The organism is Ottowia sp. (assembly GCF_047975795.1).
Lineage (GTDB): Bacteria > Pseudomonadota > Gammaproteobacteria > Burkholderiales > Burkholderiaceae_C > Ottowia.
The window spans coordinates 1-25,624 of record NZ_JBKEEE010000002.1 but is presented as its reverse complement, the minus strand read 5'-3'; the positions used below and the strand labels follow the sequence as shown (position 1 = coordinate 25,624).

At 62.0% G+C, this 25,624-nt stretch carries 22 protein-coding genes, 1 tRNA gene and 1 pseudogene; 10 read left to right on the top strand and 14 right to left on the bottom strand.

The genetic code is table 11. The features are described 5' to 3' along the window. Positions 1–9: 9 nt before the first annotated feature. From ACK5NW_RS00135 to ACK5NW_RS00120, 4 genes are read left to right on the top strand one after another with little or no spacing between them, the layout of a single operon-like run. Complete coding sequence (locus ACK5NW_RS00135; RefSeq protein WP_416924221.1) at positions 10–3,282, top strand: efflux RND transporter permease subunit; 3,273 nt, start codon at positions 10–12, stop codon at positions 3,280–3,282. 34 nt (positions 3,283–3,316) lie between these two features. After that, positions 3,317–3,991, top strand: coding sequence for a protein-L-isoaspartate O-methyltransferase family protein (locus ACK5NW_RS00130; protein ID WP_416924220.1), 675 nt, complete (start codon positions 3,317–3,319; stop codon positions 3,989–3,991). Positions 3,992–4,047: 56 nt separating this feature from the next. Beyond that, positions 4,048–4,389 carry a rhodanese-like domain-containing protein gene (locus ACK5NW_RS00125; protein WP_416924219.1) on the top strand — a complete coding sequence of 114 codons (342 nt, stop codon included), beginning with the start codon at positions 4,048–4,050 and terminating at the stop codon, positions 4,387–4,389. Positions 4,390–4,431: 42 nt separating this feature from the next. Beyond that, the gene (locus ACK5NW_RS00120) at positions 4,432–5,889 is read left to right on the top strand and encodes a TolC family outer membrane protein (protein ID WP_416924218.1); all 1,458 of its coding nucleotides are present in this window, start codon (positions 4,432–4,434) and stop codon (positions 5,887–5,889) included. 38 nt (positions 5,890–5,927) lie between these two features. Here the strand turns inward: ACK5NW_RS00120 and ACK5NW_RS00115 are convergent, their stop codons facing one another. Both ACK5NW_RS00115 and xrtH read right to left on the bottom strand, forming a co-directional pair. After that, complete coding sequence (locus ACK5NW_RS00115; protein ID WP_416924217.1) at positions 5,928–6,572, bottom strand: exosortase H-associated membrane protein; 645 nt, start codon at positions 6,570–6,572, stop codon at positions 5,928–5,930. 32 nt (positions 6,573–6,604) lie between these two features. Continuing rightward, on the bottom strand, positions 6,605–7,126 hold the full coding sequence (gene xrtH, locus ACK5NW_RS00110) for an exosortase H (RefSeq protein ID WP_416924216.1): 522 nt from the start codon (positions 7,124–7,126) through the stop codon (positions 6,605–6,607). A 148-nt stretch (positions 7,127–7,274) separates the two neighbouring features. Between xrtH and ACK5NW_RS00105 the strand changes: the two genes are divergently transcribed. Genes ACK5NW_RS00105 through ACK5NW_RS00095 form a run of 3 tightly spaced genes read left to right on the top strand, consistent with a single transcriptional unit; the run spans position 7,275 to position 10,454 of the window. After that, entirely contained in the window at positions 7,275–9,065 is a 1,791-nt protein-coding gene (locus ACK5NW_RS00105; RefSeq protein ID WP_416924215.1) for an ArnT family glycosyltransferase, read from the top strand. A gap of 4 nt (positions 9,066–9,069) precedes the next feature. Then, positions 9,070–10,026 carry a glycosyltransferase family 2 protein gene (locus ACK5NW_RS00100; RefSeq protein WP_416924214.1) on the top strand — a complete coding sequence of 319 codons (957 nt, stop codon included), beginning with the start codon at positions 9,070–9,072 and terminating at the stop codon, positions 10,024–10,026. Further along, the gene (locus ACK5NW_RS00095; RefSeq protein WP_416924213.1) at positions 10,023–10,454 is read left to right on the top strand and encodes a GtrA family protein; all 432 of its coding nucleotides are present in this window, start codon (positions 10,023–10,025) and stop codon (positions 10,452–10,454) included. The genes ACK5NW_RS00100 and ACK5NW_RS00095 overlap by 4 nt, the downstream gene beginning before the upstream one ends. A 58-nt stretch (positions 10,455–10,512) precedes the next feature. Here ACK5NW_RS00095 and ACK5NW_RS00090 read toward each other — a convergent pair whose 3' ends face one another. Beyond that, on the bottom strand, positions 10,513–11,871 hold the full coding sequence (locus ACK5NW_RS00090; RefSeq protein WP_416924212.1) for a 3-deoxy-D-manno-octulosonic acid transferase: 1,359 nt from the start codon (positions 11,869–11,871) through the stop codon (positions 10,513–10,515). A 135-nt stretch (positions 11,872–12,006) separates the two neighbouring features. After that, on the bottom strand, positions 12,007–13,395 hold the full coding sequence (locus ACK5NW_RS00085) for a phosphomannomutase/phosphoglucomutase (protein ID WP_416924211.1): 1,389 nt from the start codon (positions 13,393–13,395) through the stop codon (positions 12,007–12,009). A gap of 111 nt (positions 13,396–13,506) precedes the next feature. Between ACK5NW_RS00085 and ACK5NW_RS00080 the strand changes: the two genes are divergently transcribed. Both ACK5NW_RS00080 and ACK5NW_RS00075 read left to right on the top strand, forming a co-directional pair. Then, a complete protein-coding gene (locus ACK5NW_RS00080) occupies positions 13,507–14,832 on the top strand; it encodes a glycerate kinase type-2 family protein (RefSeq protein ID WP_416924210.1) in 1,326 nt (441 codons plus the stop codon). 73 nt (positions 14,833–14,905) lie between these two features. Then, positions 14,906–15,535, top strand: a complete 630-nt coding sequence (locus tag ACK5NW_RS00075) for a Crp/Fnr family transcriptional regulator (protein WP_416924209.1) — start codon at positions 14,906–14,908, stop codon at positions 15,533–15,535. Between the two features lie 61 nt (positions 15,536–15,596). Here ACK5NW_RS00075 and ACK5NW_RS00070 read toward each other — a convergent pair. From ACK5NW_RS00070 to ACK5NW_RS00040, 7 genes and pseudogenes are all read right to left on the bottom strand, one after another. Beyond that, a pseudogene (locus tag ACK5NW_RS00070) lies at positions 15,597–15,718 on the bottom strand (FAD-dependent oxidoreductase); the annotation flags it as partial. A gap of 126 nt (positions 15,719–15,844) precedes the next feature. Beyond that, complete coding sequence (locus ACK5NW_RS00065) at positions 15,845–17,059, bottom strand: acyl-CoA desaturase (RefSeq protein ID WP_416924208.1); 1,215 nt, start codon at positions 17,057–17,059, stop codon at positions 15,845–15,847. 105 nt (positions 17,060–17,164) lie between these two features. Beyond that, positions 17,165–18,460, bottom strand: a complete 1,296-nt coding sequence (locus ACK5NW_RS00060) for an RsmB/NOP family class I SAM-dependent RNA methyltransferase (protein ID WP_416924207.1) — start codon at positions 18,458–18,460, stop codon at positions 17,165–17,167. A gap of 143 nt (positions 18,461–18,603) precedes the next feature. Continuing rightward, positions 18,604–19,026 (bottom strand): hypothetical protein, encoded by a 423-nt coding sequence (locus ACK5NW_RS00055; RefSeq protein ID WP_416924206.1) that lies wholly within the window; start codon positions 19,024–19,026, stop codon positions 18,604–18,606. Positions 19,027–19,055: 29 nt separating this feature from the next. After that, on the bottom strand, positions 19,056–19,190 hold the full coding sequence (locus ACK5NW_RS00050) for a hypothetical protein (RefSeq protein ID WP_416924205.1): 135 nt from the start codon (positions 19,188–19,190) through the stop codon (positions 19,056–19,058). Beyond that, the gene (locus ACK5NW_RS00045; RefSeq protein WP_416924204.1) at positions 19,180–19,680 is read right to left on the bottom strand and encodes a type IIL restriction-modification enzyme MmeI; all 501 of its coding nucleotides are present in this window, start codon (positions 19,678–19,680) and stop codon (positions 19,180–19,182) included. Before ACK5NW_RS00045 ends, ACK5NW_RS00050 begins: the two co-directional genes overlap by 11 nt. A 100-nt stretch (positions 19,681–19,780) precedes the next feature. Beyond that, complete coding sequence (locus tag ACK5NW_RS00040; protein ID WP_416924203.1) at positions 19,781–20,791, bottom strand: 2-hydroxyacid dehydrogenase; 1,011 nt, start codon at positions 20,789–20,791, stop codon at positions 19,781–19,783. A gap of 165 nt (positions 20,792–20,956) precedes the next feature. Here ACK5NW_RS00040 and ACK5NW_RS00035 point away from each other — a divergent pair, with 165 nt between their 5' ends. Continuing rightward, the gene (locus tag ACK5NW_RS00035) at positions 20,957–21,934 is read left to right on the top strand and encodes an NADPH:quinone oxidoreductase family protein (protein ID WP_416924202.1); all 978 of its coding nucleotides are present in this window, start codon (positions 20,957–20,959) and stop codon (positions 21,932–21,934) included. Between the two features lie 65 nt (positions 21,935–21,999). Here the strand turns inward: ACK5NW_RS00035 and ACK5NW_RS00030 are convergent. From ACK5NW_RS00030 to ACK5NW_RS00020, 3 genes are all read right to left on the bottom strand, one after another. Then, a tRNA-Val gene (locus tag ACK5NW_RS00030) sits at positions 22,000–22,076 on the bottom strand. Positions 22,077–22,126: 50 nt separating this feature from the next. Further along, complete coding sequence (locus ACK5NW_RS00025; RefSeq protein WP_416924201.1) at positions 22,127–24,337, bottom strand: RelA/SpoT family protein; 2,211 nt, start codon at positions 24,335–24,337, stop codon at positions 22,127–22,129. Then, positions 24,334–25,287 carry an alpha/beta fold hydrolase gene (locus ACK5NW_RS00020; protein WP_416924200.1) on the bottom strand — a complete coding sequence of 318 codons (954 nt, stop codon included), beginning with the start codon at positions 25,285–25,287 and terminating at the stop codon, positions 24,334–24,336. The genes ACK5NW_RS00025 and ACK5NW_RS00020 overlap by 4 nt, the downstream gene beginning before the upstream one ends. Positions 25,288–25,624 lie beyond the last annotated feature (337 nt).

Genomic DNA, 25,624 nt, shown 5'->3' with positions numbered 1-25,624 from the left:
CAAACTGCCATGTGGTTCACCAAAATCAGCCTGAACAATCCGGTGCTCGCCACCATGATGATGCTGACGTTTGTGGTGCTGGGCCTGTTCTCGCTGCAACGCTTGCAGGTCGATCATTTCCCTAACGTGGAATTCCCGGTGGTGGTCGTCACCACCGAATATCCTGGCGCAGCCCCGGCCATTGTCGAGAGCGAAGTCAGCAAGAAGATCGAAGAAGCCGTCAACGCCATTGCGGGCGTCAATCAACTGACCTCGCGCAGCTATGAAGGCATGTCGGTCGTCATCATCGAATTTCAGCTCTACATCGATGGCCGCAAGGCCGCTGACGATGTGCGCGAAAAAATCGGCCAGGTGCGCCCTCTGCTGCGCGACGAGGTGGAAGAGCCGCGCGTGCTGCGCTTTGACCCGGCCAGCCGCCCGGTCTGGTCAGTGGCCGTGGTGCCCGAGCCGCAAAGCGATGCCCAGCCCCTGTCGGCCGTCGAGCTGACCAACTGGGCCGACCAGGTGTTCAAAAAGCGCCTGGAAAACGTGCGCGGCGTGGGGTCAGTCAGCCTGGTGGGTGGCACCAAGCGCGAGCTGAACATTTACCTGCAACCGCAGGCCATGGAAGCACTGGGCATCACGCCCGAACAAGTCATCGCCGCCGTGCGCAGCGGCAACCAGGATCAGCCGCTGGGCGCGGTGCGCGCCCGCGCGCAAGAGCTGACGGTGCAGCTCGATGGCCGCCGCCAGCGGCCTGAAGATTTTGACCGCATCATCGTCACCCGCCGCAATGGCTCACCGGTGTATCTGGCTCAGGTAGCCCGCGTGAACGACGGCGCGCAAGAGCTGGAAAGCCTGGCCCTGTACAACGACCAGCGAACCCTGGTGCTGTCGGTGCAAAAAGCACAAGACGAAAACACCATCGCCGTCGTGGACGGCCTGCATGACGCCTTGCAGGCCATTCAGGCCGAGGTGCCACCCGGCATCCGGCTGGAGCCGGTGACCGACTTGTCGCGCCCGATCCGCGTGGCCGTCAAGAACGTGCGGCAAACCCTGATCGAAGGTGCGCTGCTCACGGTGCTGATCGTGTTTTTGTTTTTGAACAGTTGGCGATCCACCGTCATCACCGGGCTGACGCTGCCCATCTCCATCATCGGCACCTTCTTTTTCATGCAGGTGTTTGGCTTCACCATCAACATGATCACGCTGATGGCGCTCAGCCTGTGCGTGGGCCTGTTGATCGATGACGCCATCGTAGTGCGCGAAAACATCGTGCGTCACGCCCAAATGGGTAAAGCGCCCTACCCCGCTGCCATGCAGGGCACACAAGAAATTGGCCTGGCCGTGCTGGCCACCACATTGTCGATCGTGGCAGTGTTTCTGCCCATCGGCTTCATGCAGGGCATCATCGGCAAGTTCTTTCACGAATTTGGCATCACCATCGTGGCGGCAGTGCTGATCTCGATGTTTGTCAGCTTCACGCTCGACCCCATGCTGTCGTCGGTGTGGGACGACCCGGGTATGCACCGCCACGGCTTCGCCGCAAGTGCTCCCACCACCTGGTATGACCGTACGTACGACCACACATTAGGCCGCGTGACCGGCTGGTTTGACCACGCCACCGATGTGCTGGCCGACAACTACCAACAGGCGCTGCGCTGGGCCTTGGCGCACAAACTGACCACCTTGTTGCTGGCCAGCGCCATTTTTGCACTGAGCCTGGGTATGGTTCGCCTGCTGGGCACCGAGTTCGTCCCCAAAGCCGATTTTTCAGAAACCTACGTGGCGTTCTACATCCCGCAAGGCTCATCGCTGCAAGCCACCGAGGCCAAGGCTCGGCAGGTCAACGCCATCATTCGCCGCCACCCCGAGGTGCGCTACACCGTCACCACCATCAACAGCGGCGCAGCACAGGGCAAGACCAATGCCACGGTCTACATTCGCCTGACCGACCGCCACCTGCGCCAGCACAGCGCCGATGCACTGGCCCACACGCTGCGCCACGAACTGCTGGCCGTGCCGGGCATCACCGTCACCCAGTCGGGCCTGGTGGAGCCAGTGGGCGGGCAAAAGCAGATCGATTTTTCGCTGCACGGCGGCGATCAAGCTGAGTTGGAACGGCTGGCTGGGCCACTGATGGCGCAACTGCGCACCATACCCGGGCTGGTGGATCTGGATTCAAGCAGCAAGCCCGACAAACCCACGGTGGACATCGCCATCAAGGACGATGCCGCGTCTGAGCTGGGCCTGACGGCCGCGCAAATCGCCACCCCTTTGCGCACCCTGGTGGCGGGCACCACCGTGGGCAACTGGCGCGCGCCCGACAACCAGACTTACGACGTCATCGTGCGGCTTCAGCCCGAAGCGCGCACCACGCTGGCCGATCTGGAACGGCTGCCTCTGACCGTGGGCCTGAACCCCGACGGCACGCCCCGCATCGTGCGCCTGAACCAGGTGGCCCGCTTGAGCGAAGCCGCCAGCACCAACCAGGTCAACCGCCTGGCCATGCAGCGCGCCATACAAATCACCGCCAACGTCGAAGGGCGCTCCAGCGGCGAGGTATCTGGCGACATCCAGCAGGCGCTGTCCCAATTGCCTTTTCCGCCCGGCTATGGCTACACCTTCAGCGGATCGACCAAAAACATGCAGGAATCGTTTGGCTACGCCTTGCAGGCACTGGCCATGGGCATCATCTTTATCTACATGATCCTGGCCAGCCAGTTCCGCAGCTTCTTACAGCCTCTGGCGTTGATGACTTCGCTGCCGCTGACGCTGATCGGCGTAGTGCTGGCACTGCTGGTGTTTGGCTCCAGCATGTCGATGTTTTCCATCATTGGCATCGTCATGCTGATGGGCCTGGTGACCAAAAACGCCATTCTGCTGGTGGACTTTGCCAACCGCGCCCGCGCGGGCCAAACGGACGAAACGAATGAAAGAGATGAAACCGCCGAGACAGGCCATGCCGCCAAGCCCATGCCGCGCGAGCAGGCCCTGCTGGCTGCCGCACGCGTACGCCTGCGCCCCATTTTGATGACCACACTGGCCATGGTGTTCGGCATGCTGCCGCTGGCCTTTGCCATCACCGAAGGTGCCGAGCAGCGCGCGCCCATGGGACAGGCGGTCATTGGCGGCGTCATCACGTCCTCTTTGCTGACCCTGGTGGTGGTGCCGGTGGTTTATTGCTACGTGGACGATCTGGCCACCTGGGCCAAGCGACGCTGGCATGGTGGGTCGGCCCGTTCGGCCACATCACCGCTTGAGACGCCACCCCAAACCAGCACCGATAAAATTAATTTTTGACCCTGTAACCCCCGACTTTGGAGCCTGAACCACCATGAACGTCGAACAAGCCCGTTTCAACATGATTGAGCAGCAAATCCGCCCCTGGGACGTGCTGGACGCCCGCATTCTGGAGCTGCTGGCCATCGTGCGCCGCGAAGACTTCGTGCCCCCGGCCCACCAGATCCTGGCCTTTGCCGACATGGAAATTCCGCTCAAGGACAGCGAACCTGCCATTGCCGCAGGCCAGGTGATGCTCAAGCCCATTGTCGAAGCCCGCATGCTGCAAGACCTGGAAGTGGCCAAGCATGAAAAAGTGCTGGAAGTCGGCACCGGCTCGGGCTACATGGCGGCGCTGCTGGGCCACCGCGCCCAGCGCGTGCTGACGCTGGAAATTGACACCGAACTGGCCCGCACCGCCCACGCCAACTTGCAACGCGCGGGGGTGCTGAACGTCGAGGTGCGCGTGGCCGATGCGGCCAGCACCGATTTGTCGGCCGATGGCCCATTTGACGTGATCGCGCTGTCCGGCTCAGTGGCCCGCCTGCCCGAACATCTGGTCAACCTGCTGAGACCGGGCGGGCGTCTGATGGCTATTGTGGGTGACGAGCCGATGATGCGCGCCACACTGGTGCGCCAAAGCGGCGCGGGCGCAGTTGTCACGCAGCCCTGGGACATGGTGGCCCCGCGTTTGCTGAACTTTGCCGAACCATCGCGCTTTCGCTTCTGAAACGGCCCCCACTGTTTGCTCCGCACACTGCCACGCACGGCCACACGCTGCTTGCCATGATCGATCAAATCCCCCCGCACGATCTGTCCGCCTGGCTGGCCGCAGCGCGCGCTGAAGGCCAGCCGCTGTTGCTGGACGTGCGTGAGCCAGTCGAATGGCAAATAGCCAGCGTGCGCGCCGAAAGCGCTGATCTGTTGCAGTTGCCGATGTCTGCGGTGCCTTCGCGCCTGAATGAGCTGGACCCGGACCGCCCCGTGGCCGTGCTGTGCCACCACGGCGGCCGCAGCATGCAGGTGGCCATGTTCTTGCAGCAGCAAGGCTTTGCGCGCATTGCCAATGTGGCGGGCGGCATCGATGCCTGGTCGCTGCAAATCGATCCGTCTGTCCCCCGTTACTGAGCAACTGACGTTGTCCAACCACTGAAAAGAGGTTTTTCGCCCATGCCCTTGCCTTTTCGTCGTACTGCCTTTGGCTGCTCTGTGGCTTTACTCTGGTGCGCCTCAGCCGCGCAGGCGCAATCGCTGCTGACGCTGTACAACACCGCCCAGGGCTACGACGCACCCCTGCAATCGGCCCGCGCCGCCTTGCAGGCCAGCCAGGCCAGCGCCGACCAGGCCCGCGCCGGGCTGCTGCCCCAGGTTGGCCTACAAGCCGGTGCCGACCGCAATTACCTGGACGCCCATATTGGCAGCAGCGGCAGCAGCCGCGAATACAACACGCTGAATGGCGCACTGGTTGGCTCGCAGCCGCTATACCGCCCGGCCAACCGCATCACCTGGGATCAGGGCAAAAAGCAAGTGCAGGTGGCGCAAGAGCAGTTTGCCGCCGCCGAACAAGACCTGATCGTGCGGCTGGCGCAGGCTTACTTTGACGTCCTGAATGCCGAAGACACCCTGTTTTTCGTGCGCGCCTTCAAAGGGGCCGTGACCGAGCAGCTCGAGTCAGCCAAACGCAATTTTGAAGTCGGCAACGCCACCATCACCGACAGCCTGGAAGCGCAATCGCGGTACGACCTGGCCACGGCGCAAGAAGTGGCCTCAGAAAACGACTTGCGGGTCAAAAAACTGGCGCTTGATCAACTGGTGGGGCAGGCGGGCACCCACCCGCAACCGTTGACGCTGCCGGTAACCCTGCCTGAGCCGCAGCCCGACAACGTGGGTGCGTGGGTCAACCAAGCGCTGGACAACCACCCCGCCATACAGCAAAGCCGCACCGCGCTGGACGTGGCCCGACTGGAAACCGACAAAGCCAAAACCGGCCATTTGCCCACGGTGGATTTGCAAGCCAACGTGGCGCAAACGCGCTACCCCGACGGCAACCCCAGCATCAGCGCCGCCCCCCACATGCGCTATCGCGCCACCACCGCCAGCGTGGGTGTGGTGCTGAACTGGCCGCTGTTTGCCGGTTTTGCGGTGGAAAACCGCATCCGCGAAACACTGGCATTGGAAGACAAGGCACTTGCCGATCTGGACAACGCGCAACGCAGCGTGGCACAGGCCACGCGCAGCGCTTTTTTTGGTGTGCAGTCCGGGCTGGGTCAAGTCAAGGCGTTGGAAGCGGCCGAACATTCCAGCAAAACATCGCTGGACGCCAATTTGCTGAGCTACCAGGTGGGCGTGCGCATCAACATCGACGTGCTGAACGCCCAAACCCAGCTTTACCAAACCCGGCGCGATCTGGCCAAGGCGCGCTATGACGTGCTGCTGGGCATGCTGCAACTCAAGCAGGCCAGTGGTGTGCTGGCGTTGAGCGATGTGCAACAGATCAATGCCTTGCTCAAGCCCAGGGAAGAAGGCGCTGCGCCGACAACGCCGTCCACGTCAGCGTCAACACCTGCAGCCACACCGGCATCTACACCCACAACACCGCCAGCCACACCGCCCGCCAAAGTGCCCTGAACCTTGGGGTTTTGGGTCGAAGGTCGTTCCGCTTGCGCTCAATCTTTCAGCGTGGCGGCTGCCTCGCTGGCTTGCGGTGATTCAGGCTTGCCTGCCAGCGCCGCCTCCAGCCACAGCGCGGCCACAAAGCGCTTGTTGAACGACAGCCACAGCAAAATGGGTGCTACAGGCGTCAGCATCAAAAAACCAAACTGATAGCCATAGGCAATCAGGTTGTTCGTCAGGGGCGAATATTGCAGATAAGCCGCCCCGGCTGGCCCCGACAACAAAGCCACGTCGCGCAGCCACTGAAAGCAAATGCCCCACGCCTGCGCAGGCAGCAGCAATACACTGCCCATCAAGCCTTTGAGCCACCAGCGCTCAGTGCGCGACGCCAGCAACATGGCCCACAGCAGCACCAGGCCATAACCATAGATCGGGTAGTTGACCTCGGGGGCCAGCTCGCCCAGCACATCCGCGCCCTGCGGGCCTTTCATGCGCACCTGCACCAGGGTGTGCAGCACCGCCGTCACCCCCTCCTGCTCAAAACCATCGACCCAGGAAAACAGCAGTTTCATCACCGTGCCAGCCAGCCAGATCGATGGGCCTGCAAACCACTTGGCGGCCCAATACCATAGCGGCAACAGCACCGCCAGCCACACAATGGCCAGCAGCAAAAAGCGTCCGATCAGTGTGGCGCGCATAGCGTGTTCTCTGTGCTTGTAGGGCGACGAAATCAGGCCGCAGCCGCCACGGCGGGCGGCCCATCTGGCCGTGCATCATGCCGGGCCACGTAGCGCATCCACAGCAGCCAGACCACCAGCACATCCAGCATGATGAGGGCCTGCCACATGTACAGGTGGGCAAACTCAAAAGCCTTCAAGCTCCACTGCCCCAAAAAAAACAGACTGACAATGCGCAGCAAGTTCACGGCCTGCACGGCGATGAACCCCAGACCGATGCCCCACAGCTTCATCTTCCAGCTGGAGGGAAACGCCAGCATGGCCGCCACCAGCACAATGGTGGCCTCCACCCCGTTGCACCCGGCCTCGATCGACACTCCAAACCCCGTCTGGGCGCTTTGCAGCACCCGGCCATAAGAAATCACCGAAGGGTCGATCAAATGCACAATGGCCGCGCTGGCCTTGGCCAGCCAGCCCGTCCAGGGGTGCACCACAGCGATCTGTACGGGCTTGAGCATTTCAACCCCGAATAGCACTGCCTGCACCGACAAAAAAATCAAAAAGAAACGTGCCACAACTGAATACCCAGATTAGCCGCATTACAACCTATGTCTTGATGACATACCGTAACTGTAACAGCCTCAACCCTGCACACCAACTTGAGAAACACCAAGCACAAGCGTCTTATCATCCAAAATTGCCTAATCAGACCCAAAAAATGAAATGAGCGACGCCTACATCTACGCCATGGCCCATTGGGCCATGGCCGGTCTTTTCCTGCTGGCGGCATACGGTCTTGGCAGTTGCTTGACTCGCATCATTGGTCTTCAGGTGCGGGATATGCACGCCACTTGGTTGGAAATAACCGCCGGGGCAGGCTTGCTGATTTGTATTTTTCTGGGGCTGGCATGGGCAGGCCATCTTCGAGTCTCCATCGTGTGGTTATTCATCGGACTGGCCGCTGCGGCAGGTCTGGTGCATCTCGTGCAAGCGTGCATGCAATGGCGGACAACACAAAGAGGGGGGCACCCGATACCCCATGATCGGCCAAGCCGCCCATGGCAGACATTGGGACGATGGGCCATCGTTGCCATTGTGGTGCCCCTATCCTTTCCTTTGCTGGTCGCGCCGCTTCGTCCACCTTACGTGTGGGACGAAGTGATGTACCACCTGCCCCACGCACGCGAATGGGCCGTCACAGGCCATCTGACCGTCAACGAATGGCTGCGCTACCCATGGTCGCCCATGGGCATGAGCCTGTTGTACGCGGCCGCACTGCTGGTGCAAGACGACGTGCTGCCCCACTTGCTGAACGCAGCCGCAGGCTTTGGCTGCGCACTGCTGATCTGGAGTTTTCGCCATTGGATTGGCGGCTGGGCGGTAGGGTTGATCGCCAGTCTTTTGTGGCTGCAATTGGCTGCACCAGAATTTCCAGGCGCGACAGCGGATTTAGGGTTAAGCCTGTTCGTTACGGCCTCAGTGATGTGCGTTCTGCGCTGGATTGACGATAAGGCGCATGTGCAATGGCTGTTCATCGCTTCCTTTTTGGGTGGATGTGCACTCAGCATGAAATATCAGGCCTTGATCTTTGTGGCCCCGCTCGTTTGCATGCTGGTTTACCTGCTGGTGCGCCGTCAGATCAACTGGCGCACCATCATATTTTGTGCCATTTTGATAGCTCTTCCCTGTATTTACTGGTTTGCCAGAAACTGGCTGGAAACAGGCAACCCGTTCAATCCGCTGGCAAGTTCGATCTTGGGATATTATGACTGGTCTGAATCTGACATGGCATGGCAGCTTGAAGATTTGCGGCGTTCGCGCAACTGGCCGCATCTGATTTTGTGGCCAGCCGTCTTGGGCCCCTTGTCGCCAGGTTTCTGGAAATCCAATATTCGCAAAGCTTTGTATGCGTATGCATTGTATGCATTTTTCACCTGGCTGGTGACATCGCATTATTCACGCTATCTACTTCCGGCAGTCCCTGTTCTGCTGTTACTTTCCATAAGCACCTTGATTGGATTGATTGATTATGTTCTATCATCGCCATCAAAACTGACTCAGAACGGAGAAAAATATCTGCTTATTTCAAAAAAAATCAAAGCTACACTCTTTGTTTTGGCCATTATTTTTATTGCCTACGGATTTGATTACAGATTATCAATAATACCCGTAACGGAAAGTCAAAAACGCGATTTTTTGCTAGACAAAATTCACAGATATGAAATTATTCATCACACCAAACAACTTCAAGACCATAAGGTTTACCAATGGGGCATGGAAGGGATGATTTATTATTTTCCACGTGGTACAAAAGGCGACTTTTTTGGCCCTTGGCGATATTTCGATATGCCTTTTGAACCAGCCAACCTGAGCAAAAAATTAAAACAAGGAAAATTTGACTATCTGGCCACTTCAGAACATGCCAGAGAGAAAATTGAGGCTTATTCCAATTTCAATGATTACTTTGAAACCATTGCCATTACCAAAGATGCCAGCATCTATCGAATAAAATAAAAATATGAATCCACCCCAACCCCGAATAGCCTTGGTTGTGCCGTGCTACAACGAAGCAGTGGCCATTGGCACGGTGCTCGATGAATACAAAGCCGCATGGCCCGAGATGGCGTTGCATGTGTTCGACAACAATTCCACCGACGGCACGGCGGATGTGGCGCGTGCGCACGGTGCACAAGTCACACAGGTGCAGTTTCAGGGCAAAGGCAACGTGGTACGGCGCATGCTGGCTGATGTGGACGCTGATGTTTATGTCATGGTCGACGGCGATGCGACTTACGACGCCTCGGCCCTGCGCGAACACGTCAATCTGCTGATCACCGAAAATCTGGACATGGTGCTGGGCCAGCGCATTGATGACCATGCCGAGGCCGATACCAATTACCGCCGCGGGCACCGCCTGGGCAACCGCGCGTTGACGGGCACCGTGATGTGGATTTTTGGCGGCAGCTTTGCCGACATGCTTTCGGGCTATCGGGTGTTTTCCAGGCGCTTTGCCAAGTCGTTTGCGGCCCATGCACACGGTTTTGAAACCGAAACCGAACTCACGGTGCACGCGCTGGAGCAGCGCATGCCTTGTCGGGAAGTGCCGGTCACGTACCGGTCGCGCCCGGATGGCTCGGTCAGCAAACTTTCGACCTATCGAGACGGCTGGCGTATTTTGCGCACCATCGTCAAGCTGACGTCCACGGAACGGCCCTTAACGTTTTTCGGCATGATCGCGGCGCTGCTGGCGCTGGTCTCGGTCGGCATCGCCATCCCGCTGTTTTCGACCTATTTCGCCACCGGTTTGGTACCGCGCATGCCCACGGCCATGCTGTCTACCGGCCTCATGCTCAGCGCCATGCTGTCGATGCTGTGCGGCGTATTGCTGCACCAGGTGACCCTGGCGCGGCGCGAGGCCAAGCACCTGGCCTATCTGCAAGTGCCTCCGCCTGGTGCCTTGCGCAAACCAACGTGAGCCGTCATCTGCGTTCATTCTTTCTGTTTGGCGTGGTGGGGGCCGCAGGCTTTGTGGTCGATGTGGCTGCACTGTATGCCGCCATTCCACTGCTGGGGCCGTATGGTGGCCGTGTGCTGTCGTTTCTGGCTGCGGCCACTTTCACCTGGGCGCTTAACCGGCGCATCACTTTTCGTGCCGCCGTACCCGTCAACCGCGCTGGGCTACTGACCGAATGGGCGCGCTATCTGGGTCTGATGGTGGTGGGCGCAGTCATCAACTACGCCGCCTATGTGCTGGTATTGCAGCGCTTTCCTGCTGTGGCCTGGGGGCCAGCGCTGGGTGTGGCCGTGGGCAGCCTGGCAGGTCTGGCAGCAAATTACTTCAGCGCGCGGTTTTGGGTATTTGGCGTACCACGCCAACCTGCCCCCCCTCCTCCTCCGCCTTGAGTGCAGATAGCGCTGGACTCATGGCGTATCTCCCATGCGCGCATTCCCCGTTTTTCTTCTACGGTTTTGGCACTGCCAGCGCCAGCATTGCCCGCGCTGTGCGCTCGGCACCGCCACGGTGCGCCTGGGCAAAATCGAGCGCTGCGGCGCGCATGGTCTGCAAGGCTGCCGCATCCTCCAGCAAGGCGCGCGCAGCCGCCACGCCAGCGGCCATGTCAGGCACGCGCTGGGCCGCACCAGCGGCTTGGGACAGATCTGCTGCCTGGGCGAAGTTGAAGGTGTGTGGCCCCATCACCACCGGGCAACCGCAAGCAGCGGCCTCGATCAGGTTTTGCCCACCTAACTGCGCAAAGCTGCCACCCAGCAGGGCCACGTCGGACAAGGCGTAATAAGCCGCCATTTCACCCAGACTGTCGCCCAGCCATACGTCTGCCATGGGCGGCGCGCCATCACCCCAGGCGCTGCGGCGGCTGAGCGTCCAACCTGCACCCATCACCAGCGCCGCCACCTCGGTAAAGCGCTGCGGATGGCGCGGCACGATCAGCCACTGAATGTCTTGCCCAACCCCATTCAACGCTTTGTTGGTCGCTTGGTTTGACGCATCATTTGCTTCATTATCAGTAGCATACTTCACTTGTTGTATCTGCGACAGCGCCTGAATTTGCTTTAAAAATTCAAGCTCTTCGCCCTCGCGCGAGCTGGCCAGCATGAGCACCGGGCGCTGCCCTGCGGCGCGCCAGGTACGGCCTTGTGCCAGCAGCGCTGGGGCAGGCTGTGCGTCGAACTTCAGATTGCCGAACACGCCCGCCACGGGCGCGCCAATGGTGCGCAGGCGCTGAGCATCGGCCTCGGTCTGCGCCCACACGGCGGCCAGCGCGGCATAGGCAGGCCGCATCAACGCACCAAAGCGTTCTGCCCCACGCAGCGATTTGGCCGACAGACGTGCGTTGGCCAGCGCCAGCGGCACGCCCGCGGCGGCACACTCGGCGATCAAGTTGGGCCACACCTCGGTTTCCATCAGCACGCCCACATCGGGCCGAAAGTGGTGCAAAAACCGGCGCACCGCTGCGCGCGTATCCCACGGCTGCCAGACCTGCACATCACCCGGCTGCAATAGCGCCGCGCCATCGGCCCGCCCGGTAGCCGTACCATGCGTGAGCAGCAGGCGCAGGCCGGGCCGCTGGCGACGCAATTCGGCCAGCAAAATCGCCGCCGCCCGTGTTTCCCCCAGCGACACGGCGTGCATCCACACCAGCGGCGCGCCGCCCTCAGGCTGCGGACGCGCCATGGTGTAATGGCCAAAGCGCTCCTCTACCGCGTGCAGATACCCCGGCTCGGCCTGCCCCCGCTTGCGCAGTTTGCGCCTCAGCAAGGGCTGAATGGCCCACAAAACAAGGTTGTAGAGCGCGCGGATCATGGAGCCGGGCCTGCCCTCACCCCTACCCTCTCCCACAGGGAGATGGCGTCAAGACCCCGGTGCCGCATTGGCCCCATTTCATGCTGACGAAAGATGACTGAGGGGTTGGTCGGCAACAGATCAAGGGTCATTATCTCAATGCGCGCTGCCGCCCAGCTTGGCATCGGGCTTGACCCGCCGCAGCAGCGCCAGCATCTCGCCCTCAATGCGTTGGAGTGCCGCATTGGTCTGCCCCTCAAAGCGCAGCACCAGCACCGGCGTGGTGTTGCTGGCGCGAATCAGACCGAAGCCGTCAGGCCAATCAATGCGCAAACCGTCGATGGTTGAGACCTGCGCAGGCGCGGTAAACACACCTGCCGCCAAACTTTGCAGCTCAGCCGCCAGGCGGTGCGGCTCGCCCTCGGCGCAGGGCACGTTCAACTCGGGGGTGCTGTGGCTGGTGGGCAGTGCATTCAGCACAGCACTGGCGTCCGGGCTGCGGCTGACGATCTCCAGCAAGCGGCCGCCCGCGTAGGTGCCGTCGTCAAAGCCATACCAGCGTTCTTTGAAGAAAATGTGGCCGCTCATCTCGCCGCCCAACGGTGCGTCCACCTCTTTCATTTTGGCCTTGATGAGCGAATGGCCAGTCTTGAACATCAGCGGCTGTCCGCCCGCTGCGGCAATCGCCGGGCCTAAACGCTGCGTGCACTTGACGTCGAACACGATGGTGCCGCCCAGCACGCGGGTCAGCACATCTTGCGCAAACAGCATCATTTGCCGGTCAGGGAAGATGTTTTGTCCATCCTTGGTAACGATGCCCAGGCGATCACCATCGCCGTCAAAGGCCAGGCCCAGCTCAGCATCGGTGCTTTGCAGCGCGGCGATCACGTCGCGCAGGTTGTCGGGCTTGCTCGGGTCGGGGTGGTGGTTAGGAAAGCACCCATCCACCTCGGTAAACAACTCGATGACATCGCAGCCAATGGCGCGGAAGATAGCCGGCGCGCTGGCCCCAGCCACGCCGTTGCCGCAGTCCACCACCACCTTCATCGGTCGCGCCAATTTAATATCGCCCACGATGCGCGCGCAGTAGGCTGGCCCCACGTCGTGCTGGCGCAGGCTGCCGCCTGTACGGCGCTGCCAGCTTTCAGCCTGCATCATCTGGCGCAGCGCCTGAATATCGTCGCCATAAATCGCACGGCCCGCCAGCACCATCTTGAAGCCGTTGTCATCGCGCGGGTTGTGGCTGCCCGTCACCTGAATGCCGCTCGTGCACAGCGTGCTGGCGGCAAAGTACAGCATGGGCGTGGTGACCATGCCGATGTCGATCACCTCGCAACCGGCTGCCACCAGACCGCGCATCAGCGCGCTGCTCAGCGCCGTGCCGGACAGGCGCCCGTCACGCCCCACCGCCACCACGCGCTCGCCCGCCGCCAGCGCAGTGCTGCCAAAGGCCAGGCCCAGACCTTCGGCCACCGCCTCGTTCAGCGTAGTCGGCGTGGTGCCGCGAATGTCGTAGGCCTTGAAAATAGACGGGGTCATTTGCATGGGGCAGATTGTAGGCAGCCCAACACTGCGGCTCTATCTTGTCGACTCGTTTGTCCAAACCACGTACCCCAACCAACCTGCCATACAGCCAAAATGGCATAGAGTGTCCCCATGCCTGCTCTTCATCTCGACCCCGCCCACCAGCCGCGCGAATTTCTCCGGCACTTGTTTGACGTGGCGGTAGCCCGCGCGCAACCCGCCCAGGTGCTGGCTGGGCACTTGCCGCCGCCGCCACGCGGACGCACGCTGGTGCTGGGCGCAGGCAAGGCGGCGGGGGCCATGGCACACGCGCTGGAAGCTGCCTGGCCTGCCGATGCGCCGCTGTCCGGCCTGGTGGTCACGCGCTATGGCCACACGCCGCCACAGCCTGCGAGCGTGTCATCACGCATCGAGATCGCCGAGGCCGCGCACCCCGTGCCCGACAGCGCGGGCCAAGCCGCCGCAACCCGCATGCTGGCGCTGGCCAAAGGGCTGACTGCTGATGACCTGATGCTGTGCCTGATCTCGGGCGGCGGCTCGGCCCTGCTGACTCTGCCCGCCGAAGGGCTGACGCTGGCAGACAAGCAGCGCATCAACCAGCAACTGCTGGCCAGCGGCGCGGGTATTCATGAGATGAACACGCTGCGCAAACATTTGTCGCGCATCAAAGGCGGGCGGCTGGCCGCCGCCTGCGCACCCGCTCCAGTGATCACGCTGGCCATCAGCGACGTGCCGGGTGACGATCTGGCGGTGATTGCCAGCGGCCCCACAGTGGGTGACGCCAGCACCTGCGCTGAAGCGCTGGCCATTGCGCAGCGCTACGGGGTTGATTTGCCACCAAGCATCGTCGACGCACTGCAATCGGGCGCGCTGGAAACACCCAAGCCAACGCACCCGTTATTCAGCCAGCACCGGGCACACACCATCGCCACGCCCATGCAATCGCTGCAAGCGGCTGCTGAAGCTGCCCGCGCGCACGGGTTGGCAGCGCACATTCTCAGCGATGAGGTCGAAGGCGAATCGCACGACATTGGCCGCATGCACGGCGCTCTGGCGCGTGCGGCGGCCCAGGGCCAAGGGGCTTTTCAGCCGCCCTGCGTGCTGCTCAGCGGGGGCGAAACCACCGTCACGCTGGGCCAACCTGCTGCCAACGAACGCACTGGGCGCGGCGGCCGGGCGGGCGAATTCTGTCTGGGCCTGGCGCAAACCCTGTCTGGGCAGCCAAACGTCTGGGCACTGGCGGCCGACACCGACGGCATTGACGGCATAGAAGACAACGCCGGTTGCCTGGTCGGCCCCGACACGCTGGCACGCGCTGCGCAGGCCCACCTCAGCTTGAGCGAGCACATCGCCAGACACGATGCCTATGGCTTTTTTGACGCCCTGGGCGATCTGGTCATCACCGGCCCCACCCACACCAACGTGAACGATTTCCGGGCGCTGCTGATACTGGCGTAACTACTTGTCGTGACTTCCGCTGCGGTTGACGTGCATCAAGGCCATTGGGTGCGCTGCGGGGCACAGTGCGCGCATGCACGCATCCATTCTGCCCAACCGGCCAGACTCTGTGGCCACCTTGCCGCAGGGCAGCTTGGTGCTGCAACGCGGCACCCCCATCACCCACGTTGACCATGTGGATGAAGGCCGAATCGCCATAGGCTTGCTGGAGCAAGGCCAACTGGCGCACCGCATGGGCACCATTCAAGGCCCCTGCTGGCTCAACGCCTCATGTGTGGTGCTGGGCATGACCCCGCTGGTGGATGCAGTGGCCGAAACTGCGGTGCAAGTGCGCCGCATCCCGCTGGAGCAGTTCAACGCTGAACTTCAATCCATGCCCGAATCGGCCCGCTCGGTACTGTTTGACATCGCCAAAGCCCACCGCCTGCAAACCGAACTGGCGGTCAGCCGCCTGTCCAAAGACGCCGAGGCGCGTTGCGCCGAATGGCTGCTGCGCCATGCCGAGCCTGCCAGCCACACCCCCGGCGAGCTGACAGTGATGCTGCGCCAGCGCAAACGATTGATTGCCGCACAACTGGGCATTGCGCCCGAAACCTTCTCGCGCGTGCTGCGCCAGTTGCGCGAGCAAAGCCTGATCAGCGGCTCTGGCCGTGAGTTGAATCTGCTCGATTTGAACGGGCTGCGCACGTTGGCGCGCATTTAGCTCGGGGCTGTCAACACCAACGCGCAGGCGACACCTGCCTTGGATCAACCCCTTGGCCGGGCGGGCCGTAGCTTTGCATGAACATGGCGGCTGACCGCCCGGTGCTGTGTATGCCGGGCTGTGCTTCGCGCTCCAGGCTCAGCCCGCGCGGGTCAGTCGCCACGCCAGCGACGCACCCGCCATGCCAGCGCCGACGATGAGTACATCACAGGGTTCCACGCGGCCATTCTTTCATCCCTGCTTGCACGTCATCGCGCTCCATCCGCATGAAAAACCCGGCGCACTGTCCAGGCTGAATGACAAAAGAAATCAGACCACGCGCACGGCCCGAAGTCTGAGCGAAAAATCGCGCAAGGCGGCAATGCCGCTGCTTTCAGCGCGGCAGCACCAGACTTGTAGATCGGCCACCAGTTGCTCACGCGAGCGGCCCGTGTTCAGCCACAACTGGCGCAACTCTTCGCGCATGACAACCATTTTGTCGAGCACCGGGTAAGCGGCGCGCGCATGGGCCAACTGCGGGGCGGCTGCGGCAGGCACTTTGTCCGCGTCGCGGTGCAGCCAGCGGCGCGCAGCGCGCACAGCCTTGCTGCGCGCATCGTAGGCATTGGCTGTTTGTTGCTGAAACACTTCACGCATGTGGCGGGCGTAATGGGCCATCATTTCGTAGCGGTGGGCAATCAGCGCTTGCAGCGTTTGGTCATCGGCCACGGGGCGCAACGCACCGTAACGCAGGCGCGGGGGCGTTTTCTTGGGCCGCGCCAGTCCCAGCCTGGACAGCACGGTGATGTACACCCAGCCGATGTCCAGTTCATAAGGCTTGACCGAAAATTTGGCCGACGTGGGATAGGTATGGTGGTTGTTGTGCAGCTCTTCGCCGCCAATCAGAATGCCCCAGGGCGAAACGTTGGTGGAGGCGTCAGGCGCTTCAAAGTTGCGGTAGCCCCAGTAATGGCCCACGCCGTTAATGACCCCGGCAGCCCAAAACGGAATCCACACCATCTGCATGGCCCACAAAGCCGCGCCCCAGGCCCCGAACAGCGCCACGTTGATCACCAGCATCAGGCCCACGCCCAGCGCTGAAAAGCGGCTGTACACATGCCGCTCGATCCAGTCATCGGGCGTGCCGTGGCCGTAGCGTGCCAGCGTCTCGGCGTTTTGGGCTTCGGCCCGGTACAGCTCGGCCCCTTGCCACAGCACCTTGCGCAAGCCATAGATCTGCGGGCTGTGCGGATCGTCCGGCTGCTCGCACTTGGCGTGGTGTTTGCGGTGGATGGCCGTCCATGCCTTGGTGGTCATGCCCGTGGTCAGCCACAGCCAGCAGCGGAAGAAATGCTGCAACGCCGGATGCAAATCCAGCGCGCGGTGCGCCGAATGCCGGTGCAGGTACAGCGTCACGCTGACGATGGTGATGTGGGTCAGGCCCAACCCCAGCAGCAGCACCTGCCACCAGGCCCAGCCCAACCAGCCATGGGCGGTCCAGTCCATGACCGCATTCAACACAAAAAAATCAAAAGTGGGCCACATGCTGCTTTAACCTCCATCACCTGTCTGACACCATAGGCTGAAAACCGCCCAACCAACGTCGTTTGGAGCGCCGGACACGCCAAAGGTTCGCTGAAACGCGGCCCCTCAATCCTGCCGCTGCCACGCGGCGGCAAAAAAACCGTCCATGGCGTGCTGGTGCGGCCACAGGCGCAAAAAACGGCCTGGCTCAATCCCCTCAACCGCCACGCCCGGGCTGCACAAGCTGGCCGCATCCGCCACCTTCAGGCCCTGCAACAGATCAGCGACGTTGAGCGGCTTGAACTCAGGATGCGCCGCCGCAAACGCCTGGGCCACGCCTTCGTTTTCTTCTGGCAACAGGCTGCACGTGGCGTACACCAATCGGCCACCGGGTTTGAGCAAGCGCGCCGCACTGCTCAAAATGGCCTGCTGCTTGAGCACCAGCTCCTCCACGTCCTTGAGCGACTGACGCCACTTCAAATCCGGATTGCGCCGCAGCGTGCCCAGACCCGAGCACGGGGCGTCGACCAGCACGCGATCCAGCTTGCCTGCCAAACGCTTGATGCGCTCATCACGCTCATGCGCAATCGCCACCGGATGCACGTTGGACAAACCGCTGCGCGCCAAGCGGGGCTTTAACGCATTCAGCCGGTGCTGCGACACATCAAACGCATACAGCCTGCCCGTGTTGCGCATGCTCGCGCCAATGGCCAAGGTCTTGCCGCCAGCACCGGCGCAAAAATCGGCCACCATCTCGCCGCGCCGCGCATCCAGCAATAAGGCCAGCAGTTGCGAGCCTTCGTCCTGCACCTCCACCGCGCCACGGGTAAACACCTCCAGCCTGTTCAGCGCCGGTTTACCCGCCAGGCGCAAGCCCCAGGGCGAATATGGCGTGGGCGCCAAATCAAACCCCAGCGCTTGCAATTCTTGCATCACATGCTCTCTTTTTTGTTGCACTGTATTCACGCGCACATCCAGCGGCGCGCTGTGCAGCAAGGCCGCAGCCAGCGCATCAAACGCCGCCGCATCGCCAAGCTGGGCCTGCAAACGCTCGGCCAGCCACGTCGGCAAGTTGTGACGATGAATGGGCAGCAACTCGTTCGGTGCCACCGCATCGCAGGCGGCAAGCCATTGCTTTTCGCCCTCAGACAACGCTTGCTGCAAAAAGGTGCGTGGTGCATGAAAGCCCAAAATGGCCAGCCGCCGCTCGCGCGCACCCTGCCCCGCGCGGGCCAGGTGTTCAAACAGCGGCTTGCGGCGCAGCACCGCATAAGCCGTTTCGGCCAGCGTAGCGCGCTCACGTGGCCCCAATTGGCGGTGCTCACGAAAAAAGCGCGACACCACCGCATCGGCCGGGTGATCGAGCCGCAGCACGCGGCGCACCAGTTCGGTGGCGGTGTCGAGCAAGGGTTTGGGGTGCATGGCGGTCAGTTCAAACAGGCAGATGAAATCAAGGCTGAAAATATAAGCCAAGGGCCTTGGCAAGCATTGAAGCGGATAGCGTTTGACCAAGGTTTGACCAAGGATGGCCGCGCCTTGCAAAAAATCTTGCAAACCATTGGCGATCAAGCCGGAAGCTCAGTGTCCAGCCAGAATATGTCGACCAGTTCGCCCTCGGCGCTTTCCAGCCACCACTCCATCATGATGCTTCGTGGGCCTATGCCCAACACGGCCAGCAGCCCGCGCGCTGGCCCCAGACGCGGGCAGCGCCACAGCACGTCGCCCGGCTGCAGCTGCGCCAGCACCGCCTGGCGAATAGCCTCGGGCACTTCGGCGTCGGTCAGGTCAACCTGGTAGTCCTTTAGGTCTTGCATGTCGTTCCCATCATCCACGCTCGACGTTCCTGCTGGCAATGTCCCCCAGCGCGCAGGCAAAAGCCCTGCCCACACCGCCAGCAGTCCCAGCAATGCCACCACCAGCATGGTCTTGGGCCACACCGTGGTCAGCAACACCCCAACGATGGAGATGGCGGCCAGCAGCCACGTCATGGCCCCGCGTTCCATCAAGTATCGACCCATCAGGCGCGGCGCTGGCGCGAGGCGCGCTTGGTCAGTGTCGTGGCGGATACACCGGGTGCGGTGCCCAGCCCTGATAGAGCCGCCCGCTGCTGGTTCAGCGCCAGTAGACGGCGTAGCACCTCGTCATCGGGCATGGCAGGCGTGTAATCGGCCCAGCCGTAGGCGGCGGCCACCGCGGTGTCCAGCACCTCGTGCGCCTGCGCCAGCCACACCGGACGCTGGTTGTACAGGTTCGAGCCGGACGGTGTGCACTTCGCTGGGGTGGCCGTTGAAGTGGGTGTGGATGCGGATGGTCAGGCGGTCGCACACGACGAGCAAGGGCGGGTTGGCCAGATCCATGCTGTACTGCTGCAACTGGCGCAGGGCGGCGTCGAGGTTTTTGCCGGGGGCTTTGTTTTCCCACGCGAAGTGGTCGCGGTAGAACACGTCGGCGTAGCCGCGCCCCTGGCCGAGTTGCAGCACGCGGCGCTCGAACACGTATTCATCAGCGGTGTCGTCACCGGGTTTGGGCACACCGAGCAGATCGCACAGATCCAGGAAATGGCTTTGCGCGCCCTGCTCTTCATTCAGGTCGTGCGAGGGGCCACCAGGGCCCCATTTGGCGATGAATTCGGCGGCGGTCATGGTGTTGAAACAGTGGTTTATTCGTTATTGTTTTGATAGCTGTTGTCGCAGATGGTTGTAGCGGCAACGGCTGTTTTTACTTAAAGAATTTTCTTGATCTTCAGCCTGTGCCCAACACCTCGGGGTTGATCGGCGTAGGCGGCTGGCTGCCGCTGAGGTGGGCAATCAGGTTGCGGGCAGCCAAGTCAGCCATGGCGCGGCGGGTGGGCAGGCTGGCGCTGGCGATGTGGGGGGTAAGCACCACGTTGGTGCAGACCAGCAGATCGGGGTGCACCTTGGGTTCGCCTTCAAACACGTCCAGCCCGGCGGCTGCAATGCGCCCGGCGCGCAAGACGGCGGCCAAGGCGACATCGTCCACCGTGCCGCCACGGCCAATGTTGGTGAGGGTGGCGGTGGGTTTCATCAGCGCCAGCTCGGGCGCGCCGATGGCGTGGCGGGTTTGGGCGCTGTAGGGCAGCACCAGCACCACATGGTCGGCGGTTTGCAGCAGTTCTTGTTTAGTCACATAGCGGGCGTTGCCTGCGGCGGCTTCATCTGTGGCGCTCAGGCGGTTGCGGTTGTGGTACAGCACGTTCATGCCAAAGCCGAGTGCGCCGCGTCGGGCAATGCCCTGGCCGATGCGGCCCATGCCGATGACACCCAAGGTGCTGCCGTGCACGTCGACCCCGGCAAACTGGTCGTAGCGCCAACCATGCCACTGGCCCGCGCGCAGGTAATGTTCGCTTTCAGTCACGCGGCGGGCGGCGGCCATCATAAGGGCAAAGCCAAAGTCGGCGGTGGTTTCGGTCAACACACCGGGGGCGTTGGTGGCCAGCACGCCCGCAGCGGTCATGGCGGGCACGTCGAAGTTGTTGTAGCCGACAGACATGTTGGCGCAGATTTTCAGATCAGGGCACGCCGCCAGCAGCGCGACGTTGATGCGCTCGCCGCCAGTGGTCAACACGCCTTGCTTGCCTTGCAGGCGGCGGATGAATTCGTCTTGCGGCCAGGCGGTGTCGGCCTGGTTGGATTCGACCTCGAAGTGCTGGGCCAACTGCTCGATCACCTCGGGGAAGATGGCGCGGGCAATGACGATACGAGGGCGTGAGGAATCGGGGGCGGTGATGGTCATTCAACCATTCTATTGAGGCTTGCGAGGCCAGGCTGCTTGCCGGAATACGCTGCCGTGGCTGAAAGCACGCCCCCCGGCCCCGTCACCCCAGCGACAAAACCAGCGCCGCAGGCCCACCTATGATGGCGTTGAACAATTTTTGACCTTCATCAGGAGACACCCCACATGCACGCATGGCTTTGCGAAACCCCCACCGGCGTCGACGCGCTGACCTGGAAAGAGCTGCCCACGCCCCAGCCCGGCAAGGGCCAGGTGCTGGTACGCGTTCAGGCGGCCAGCCTGAATTTTCCAGACCTGCTGATCGTGCAAAACAAATACCAGATCAAGCCAGAGCTGCCTTTTGTGCCGGGGTCGGAATACGCGGGCATGGTGGAGGCCGTGGGCGAAGGCGTCACGCACCTGCAACCCGGCCAAATGGTGGCCTGCGTGTCGGGCACGGGCGGCTTTGGCACCCACGCGCTGGCTCCAGCCAAGCTGTGCATGCCGCTGCCGCCGGGTTTTGCGGCGGCCGATGCGGCAGCCTTCATCATGATTTACGCCACCAGCCACCACGCCTTGATTGACCGCGGCCAGCTCAAAAGCGGCGAAACCGTGCTGGTGCTGGGTGCAGCAGGCGGCGTGGGCATGTCGGCCATCCAAATCGCCAAGCTGGCCGGTGCCAAAGTGATCGCCGCCGCCTCGACCGACGAGAAACTGGCGTTTTGCAAGCAACTGGGCGCAGACGAAATCATCAATTACAGCACGCAAGATTTACGCGAGCAAATCAAGGCACTGACCGACGGCCAAGGTCCCGACGTGATTTACGACCCCGTGGGCGGGCCATTCACCGAGCCTGCGCTGCGCTCCATCGCCTGGCGCGGACGGCATCTGGTGGTGGGCTTTGCGGCGGGCGACATTCCGGCCATCAAAATCAATCTGGCGCTGGTCAAAGGAGCCAGCATCGTGGGTGTGTTCTGGGGCGACTTTGCGCGACGCGAACCCGAAGCCAACGCCACCATGATGGCCGAGCTGGCCCGCTGGTACACCGAAGGCAAAATCAAACCCCTGATCGACACCCAGATGCCCATGGCCGATCTGAAAGCCGCCTATGCACGCATGGATGCCCGCGCCGTCAAAGGCAAGCTGGTATTGGTCAACCCTTGAAGCGCGACAGGCAAGAAAAAAGCACCTGACATCGCTGTCAGATGCTTGATTCAACCATGAAAGTTTGGTAGGCGCGATTGGACTCGAACCAACGACCCCCACCATGTCAAGGTGGTGCTCTAACCAGCTGAGCTACGCGCCTAAAAGTCCGAAGCGCGCAAGTGTAGCAGAGATCGTTGCGGCCTTTTTGGGCTATCTCCGCCGCGCCGTGCGCACGCCTGGCAAGCCTTGCACTTGATGCAGCACTTGGCCCAGCCGACGGGTATCGTCCACCTCGATGGTAAAGATCATCCAGGCCCAGCCTTTGGCCGATTGGGTTTGCACGCCAATCACGTTCATCTTCTCGCGCGCCAGCACGTCGGAGATGTCGCGCAGCAAGCCAGGCCGGTCGGTGGCCTCCACCGTCACGTCGACCGGATAAGCGGGGGTATAGCCACTGGTGGACGTGCTCCAGTCCACATCGATCACGCGCTCAGGCTCGCGCGTCAGCAGTTCACGAAAGCTCGCGCAGTCGCGCCGGTGCACGCTGACGCCGCGCCCGCGTGTGACGTAGCCTGCAATACTGTCAGGCGGCGCTGGTTTGCAACAGCGGGCGGTTTGCGTCAGCAGCGAGTCCAGCCCCACCACCAACACACCGCCCGCACCGCCGCCTGCGCTGGGCTTGCGCAACAAAGCCTGGGTATCGGTATCCAGCGGCGGCTCTGGCGGGCGCAAGGCGTTTTCGATGCTGCGCAGCGACAGCTCGTCCTTGCCCACGGTTTCAAACAAGGCGTCGGGGGTTTTAAAACCCAGCCCGGTCGCCAGATGCTCCAGCGACACGGCGGTACGGCCTTCGCGCTGCAACAGCTTTTCGACCATCTCACGGCCGCGGGCGATGTTTTCGCGCGTGTGCTGGGCGTTGAACCATGCGCGCACCTTGGAGCGCGCGCGCGGCGATGCCAGGTAGCCCAATTCAGCGTTCAGCCAGTCGAGCGATGGCCCGCCCTCTTTGCCCGCCACCACTTCCACGGTCTGACCATTTTTGAGCGCGGTGTTCAGCGGCACCATGGCCCCATCGACCTTGGCACCCCGACAGCGGTGGCCCAGCTCGGTGTGCACGCTGTAGGCAAAGTCGACTGGCGTGGCCCCTGCGGCCAGCTCGACGATGGCGGCCTCGGGCGTCAGCACATAAATACGGTCTTCAAACAGCGCGTGCTGCGCGTCGCTGGCCGACAAATCGCGCTCCCAGGCCAGTAGCTGGCGCAGCACGGCGATTTTGGCGTCGTAATCGCTGGCAGCTGACACACCCGCGTAGCCCTTGGCACCGGCTTCTTTGTAGGCCCAGTGCGCGGCCACGCCGTTTTCGGCATGCTGGTGCATGTCGTGCGTGCGGATCTGAATTTCCCAGGCTTTGTCGTCCTCGTCACGCACCACAGTGTGCAGCGATTGATAGCCATTGACCTTGGGCTTGGCGATGTAGTCGTCAAACTCGTCCGGCACCTGGGTGTAGCGCTGATGCACCCAGGCCAGCGCGGCGTAGCACTCGTCGACCGTGGTCACCATCACGCGCAGCGCACGCACGTCGAACACGTGGTTGAAGTCCAGCCCCTTGCCGCGCATTTTGCGCACGATGGAGCTGATGTGTTTGGGCCGCCCACTCACTGACGCGTGCAGCCCCTGCGCTTGCAAAGCATGTTCGATGTCAGCGCGGCGTTGCTCCAGCGCAGCCTCACGCTCGACGCGCTTTTCTTCCAGCAGTTTGGCCACTTGCCGATAGATTTCAGGCTCCTGAAAACGGAACACCAAGTCTTCCATTTCCCACTTGATCTGCCAGATGCCCAGGCGGTTGGCCAGGGGCGCAAACACCTCGTGCGATTCGCGCAGCAAGCCGGGCGAGGGCAAGTGGCGCGCTGCCGCGCAGTAGCGCAGCGTTTGCAGGCGCGAGGCCAGGCGCAGCAGCACCACGCGCAAATCGCGGCTGAAGGCCAGCAGCATCTTGCGCACGTATTCGGTTTGCTGGCCTGCGCGCTCGGAATCGGGGGCGTGGTTTTGGCGGCTGACGCGCGAGCGCTGTTGCACGCGTTCGAGCTTGGATGTTTCCAGCGCCAGTGTGGCAAAGCTGACTCCAAAAGCTTTGCCGATCACCTCGTCAGGCCGGTGGAGCTGGGCACAGGCGTAGCTTAAGTACACCGCCGCCTGAATGGCGTCTGAGCCGCCAATTTCGGCCAGAATCTGCGCCACCGCGTCGGCATGGGCCAGCACGTTTTCGCCACTGCTGGTGGATTCGCCGTCCAACAGCGGCTCGGCAAACGCGCGCGCGCGCGGCCGAATATCGGCAGCGGCAGGCAGCGTGTGAGCTACGGCGGCGATGACTTCTGCCACTGGCGCACCAGCAGGTGGTGCCAGCACATGCGCCGTCTTCATTCGTTGGCTGCCTCCGAGGTCACCTCAGTCCGTACAGGCAGCAAAAAATCCAGCACCACGCGCACCTGATCCGATGCAATCAGTGTGGGCGCATGGCCGACGCCTGCAAATTCGACCACATGGGCCTGTGGCCCGCGCTCACCCATGGCCACCACTGTGGCACGGCTGAGCAAATCTGACTCCGCACCGCGCAACACCAGGGTATTGGCCCGGATGGCGTCGTACAACTGCCACAGCGTGGCCTCAACTTCAGCAGCTGCTTCGCGGGTCATAGCCGCATAAGGCACGGCCAAAGCCGGGTCGTAGTGCAGTCGCCAGCGGCCTTCTTCTGGTGCGGGCCGGAACATCGGGCGTGACAAGGCCATCCATTGCTCATCGGTGTGCGGGCCAAAGCTTTGCGACAGCGCCCGCATGGCTTGCGCACCCTCTTCCACACTGGCAAAGGTGCCCGCCTTGCCCACGTATTGCCCAATACGTTCCAGCGCTACCCATTCAATGGCAGGCCCCACGTCGTTCAACACCAGGCGGCGAATGGGCACGGGCAACGGCAGCTGGGCCGTACCAGCCATCGTCATGCCAATCAGCCCGCCCATGCTGGTGCCCACCCAATCCAAGGTGGTGATGGGGGCTTGACCGTGCAGCGCGCCCAGCAGCGCCAGCATGTCGGCCGCATAGGTGGGGAAACCATAACCCATCGGGTCTTTCAGCCAGTCGCTTTCACCCCGGCCCACCACGTCCACGCAGACCACTCGCAGTGTCTTGCCAAGCTGTGCCGCACGTTCAAGCAACGCCTGCGCCAGCACATCGAAGTCGCGCCCCTGGCGCGTCAAACCGTGCACGCCCATCACCACATGCGGCGACTGGGCATCGCCCCATTGCCACCAGGCCATGCGGTGGCCACCCTGGGCATCAGGACATTGAACATGGTGCAGCGTGGGTTGATCGGTCATCACAAGCCTCTTTCACTTTCACAGTAAACAAACAACAAACGCCAGCCATCAGCGCCAACCAATGCTGGCGTGCCAAGCGGTCTGTCAATCAAGATACACCAAGTGCGGGGGGCGGTGATGACTTGGGTTTGAACTGAGTCGAAAAATTTAGCAAAAGATATTGAATTTATAGCTGCATATTCAATGTCTATAGTGTTTATCGACACTTTTGAATTTTAAGGAAGGTCTGCACAACCCCCGCTGCAGGGCGAGGTGACGCGTGAATGTTCACATGGCGAAACGAGCGTTGAATTTCTCATCGTTTTGCGCTGTTTTTGGTTCGCTTGACCCTGATTTT

What these genes read in the sequence shown, in the direction of transcription:
- ACK5NW_RS00135 (WP_416924221.1), top strand. Translation starts at nt 10, where the DNA reads ATGTGGTTCACCAAAATCAGCCTGAACAATCCGGTGCTCGCCACCATG.
- ACK5NW_RS00130 (WP_416924220.1), top strand. Translation starts at nt 3,317, where the DNA reads ATGAACGTCGAACAAGCCCGTTTCAACATGATTGAGCAGCAAATCCGC.
- ACK5NW_RS00125 (WP_416924219.1), top strand. Translation starts at nt 4,048, where the DNA reads ATGATCGATCAAATCCCCCCGCACGATCTGTCCGCCTGGCTGGCCGCA.
- ACK5NW_RS00120 (WP_416924218.1), top strand. Translation starts at nt 4,432, where the DNA reads ATGCCCTTGCCTTTTCGTCGTACTGCCTTTGGCTGCTCTGTGGCTTTA.
- ACK5NW_RS00115 (WP_416924217.1), bottom strand. Translation starts at nt 6,572, where the DNA reads ATGCGCGCCACACTGATCGGACGCTTTTTGCTGCTGGCCATTGTGTGG.
- ACK5NW_RS00105 (WP_416924215.1), top strand. Translation starts at nt 7,275, where the DNA reads ATGAGCGACGCCTACATCTACGCCATGGCCCATTGGGCCATGGCCGGT.
- ACK5NW_RS00100 (WP_416924214.1), top strand. Translation starts at nt 9,070, where the DNA reads ATGAATCCACCCCAACCCCGAATAGCCTTGGTTGTGCCGTGCTACAAC.
- ACK5NW_RS00090 (WP_416924212.1), bottom strand. Translation starts at nt 11,871, where the DNA reads ATGATCCGCGCGCTCTACAACCTTGTTTTGTGGGCCATTCAGCCCTTG.
- ACK5NW_RS00085 (WP_416924211.1), bottom strand. Translation starts at nt 13,395, where the DNA reads ATGCAAATGACCCCGTCTATTTTCAAGGCCTACGACATTCGCGGCACC.
- ACK5NW_RS00080 (WP_416924210.1), top strand. Translation starts at nt 13,507, where the DNA reads ATGCCTGCTCTTCATCTCGACCCCGCCCACCAGCCGCGCGAATTTCTC.
- ACK5NW_RS00075 (WP_416924209.1), top strand. Translation starts at nt 14,906, where the DNA reads ATGCACGCATCCATTCTGCCCAACCGGCCAGACTCTGTGGCCACCTTG.
- ACK5NW_RS00065 (WP_416924208.1), bottom strand. Translation starts at nt 17,059, where the DNA reads ATGTGGCCCACTTTTGATTTTTTTGTGTTGAATGCGGTCATGGACTGG.
- ACK5NW_RS00060 (WP_416924207.1), bottom strand. Translation starts at nt 18,460, where the DNA reads ATGCACCCCAAACCCTTGCTCGACACCGCCACCGAACTGGTGCGCCGC.
- ACK5NW_RS00055 (WP_416924206.1), bottom strand. Translation starts at nt 19,026, where the DNA reads ATGACGTGGCTGCTGGCCGCCATCTCCATCGTTGGGGTGTTGCTGACC.
- ACK5NW_RS00050 (WP_416924205.1), bottom strand. Translation starts at nt 19,190, where the DNA reads ATGCCCGATGACGAGGTGCTACGCCGTCTACTGGCGCTGAACCAGCAG.
- ACK5NW_RS00045 (WP_416924204.1), bottom strand. Translation starts at nt 19,680, where the DNA reads ATGACCGCCGCCGAATTCATCGCCAAATGGGGCCCTGGTGGCCCCTCG.
- ACK5NW_RS00040 (WP_416924203.1), bottom strand. Translation starts at nt 20,791, where the DNA reads ATGACCATCACCGCCCCCGATTCCTCACGCCCTCGTATCGTCATTGCC.
- ACK5NW_RS00035 (WP_416924202.1), top strand. Translation starts at nt 20,957, where the DNA reads ATGCACGCATGGCTTTGCGAAACCCCCACCGGCGTCGACGCGCTGACC.
- ACK5NW_RS00025 (WP_416924201.1), bottom strand. Translation starts at nt 24,337, where the DNA reads ATGAAGACGGCGCATGTGCTGGCACCACCTGCTGGTGCGCCAGTGGCA.
- ACK5NW_RS00020 (WP_416924200.1), bottom strand. Translation starts at nt 25,287, where the DNA reads ATGACCGATCAACCCACGCTGCACCATGTTCAATGTCCTGATGCCCAG.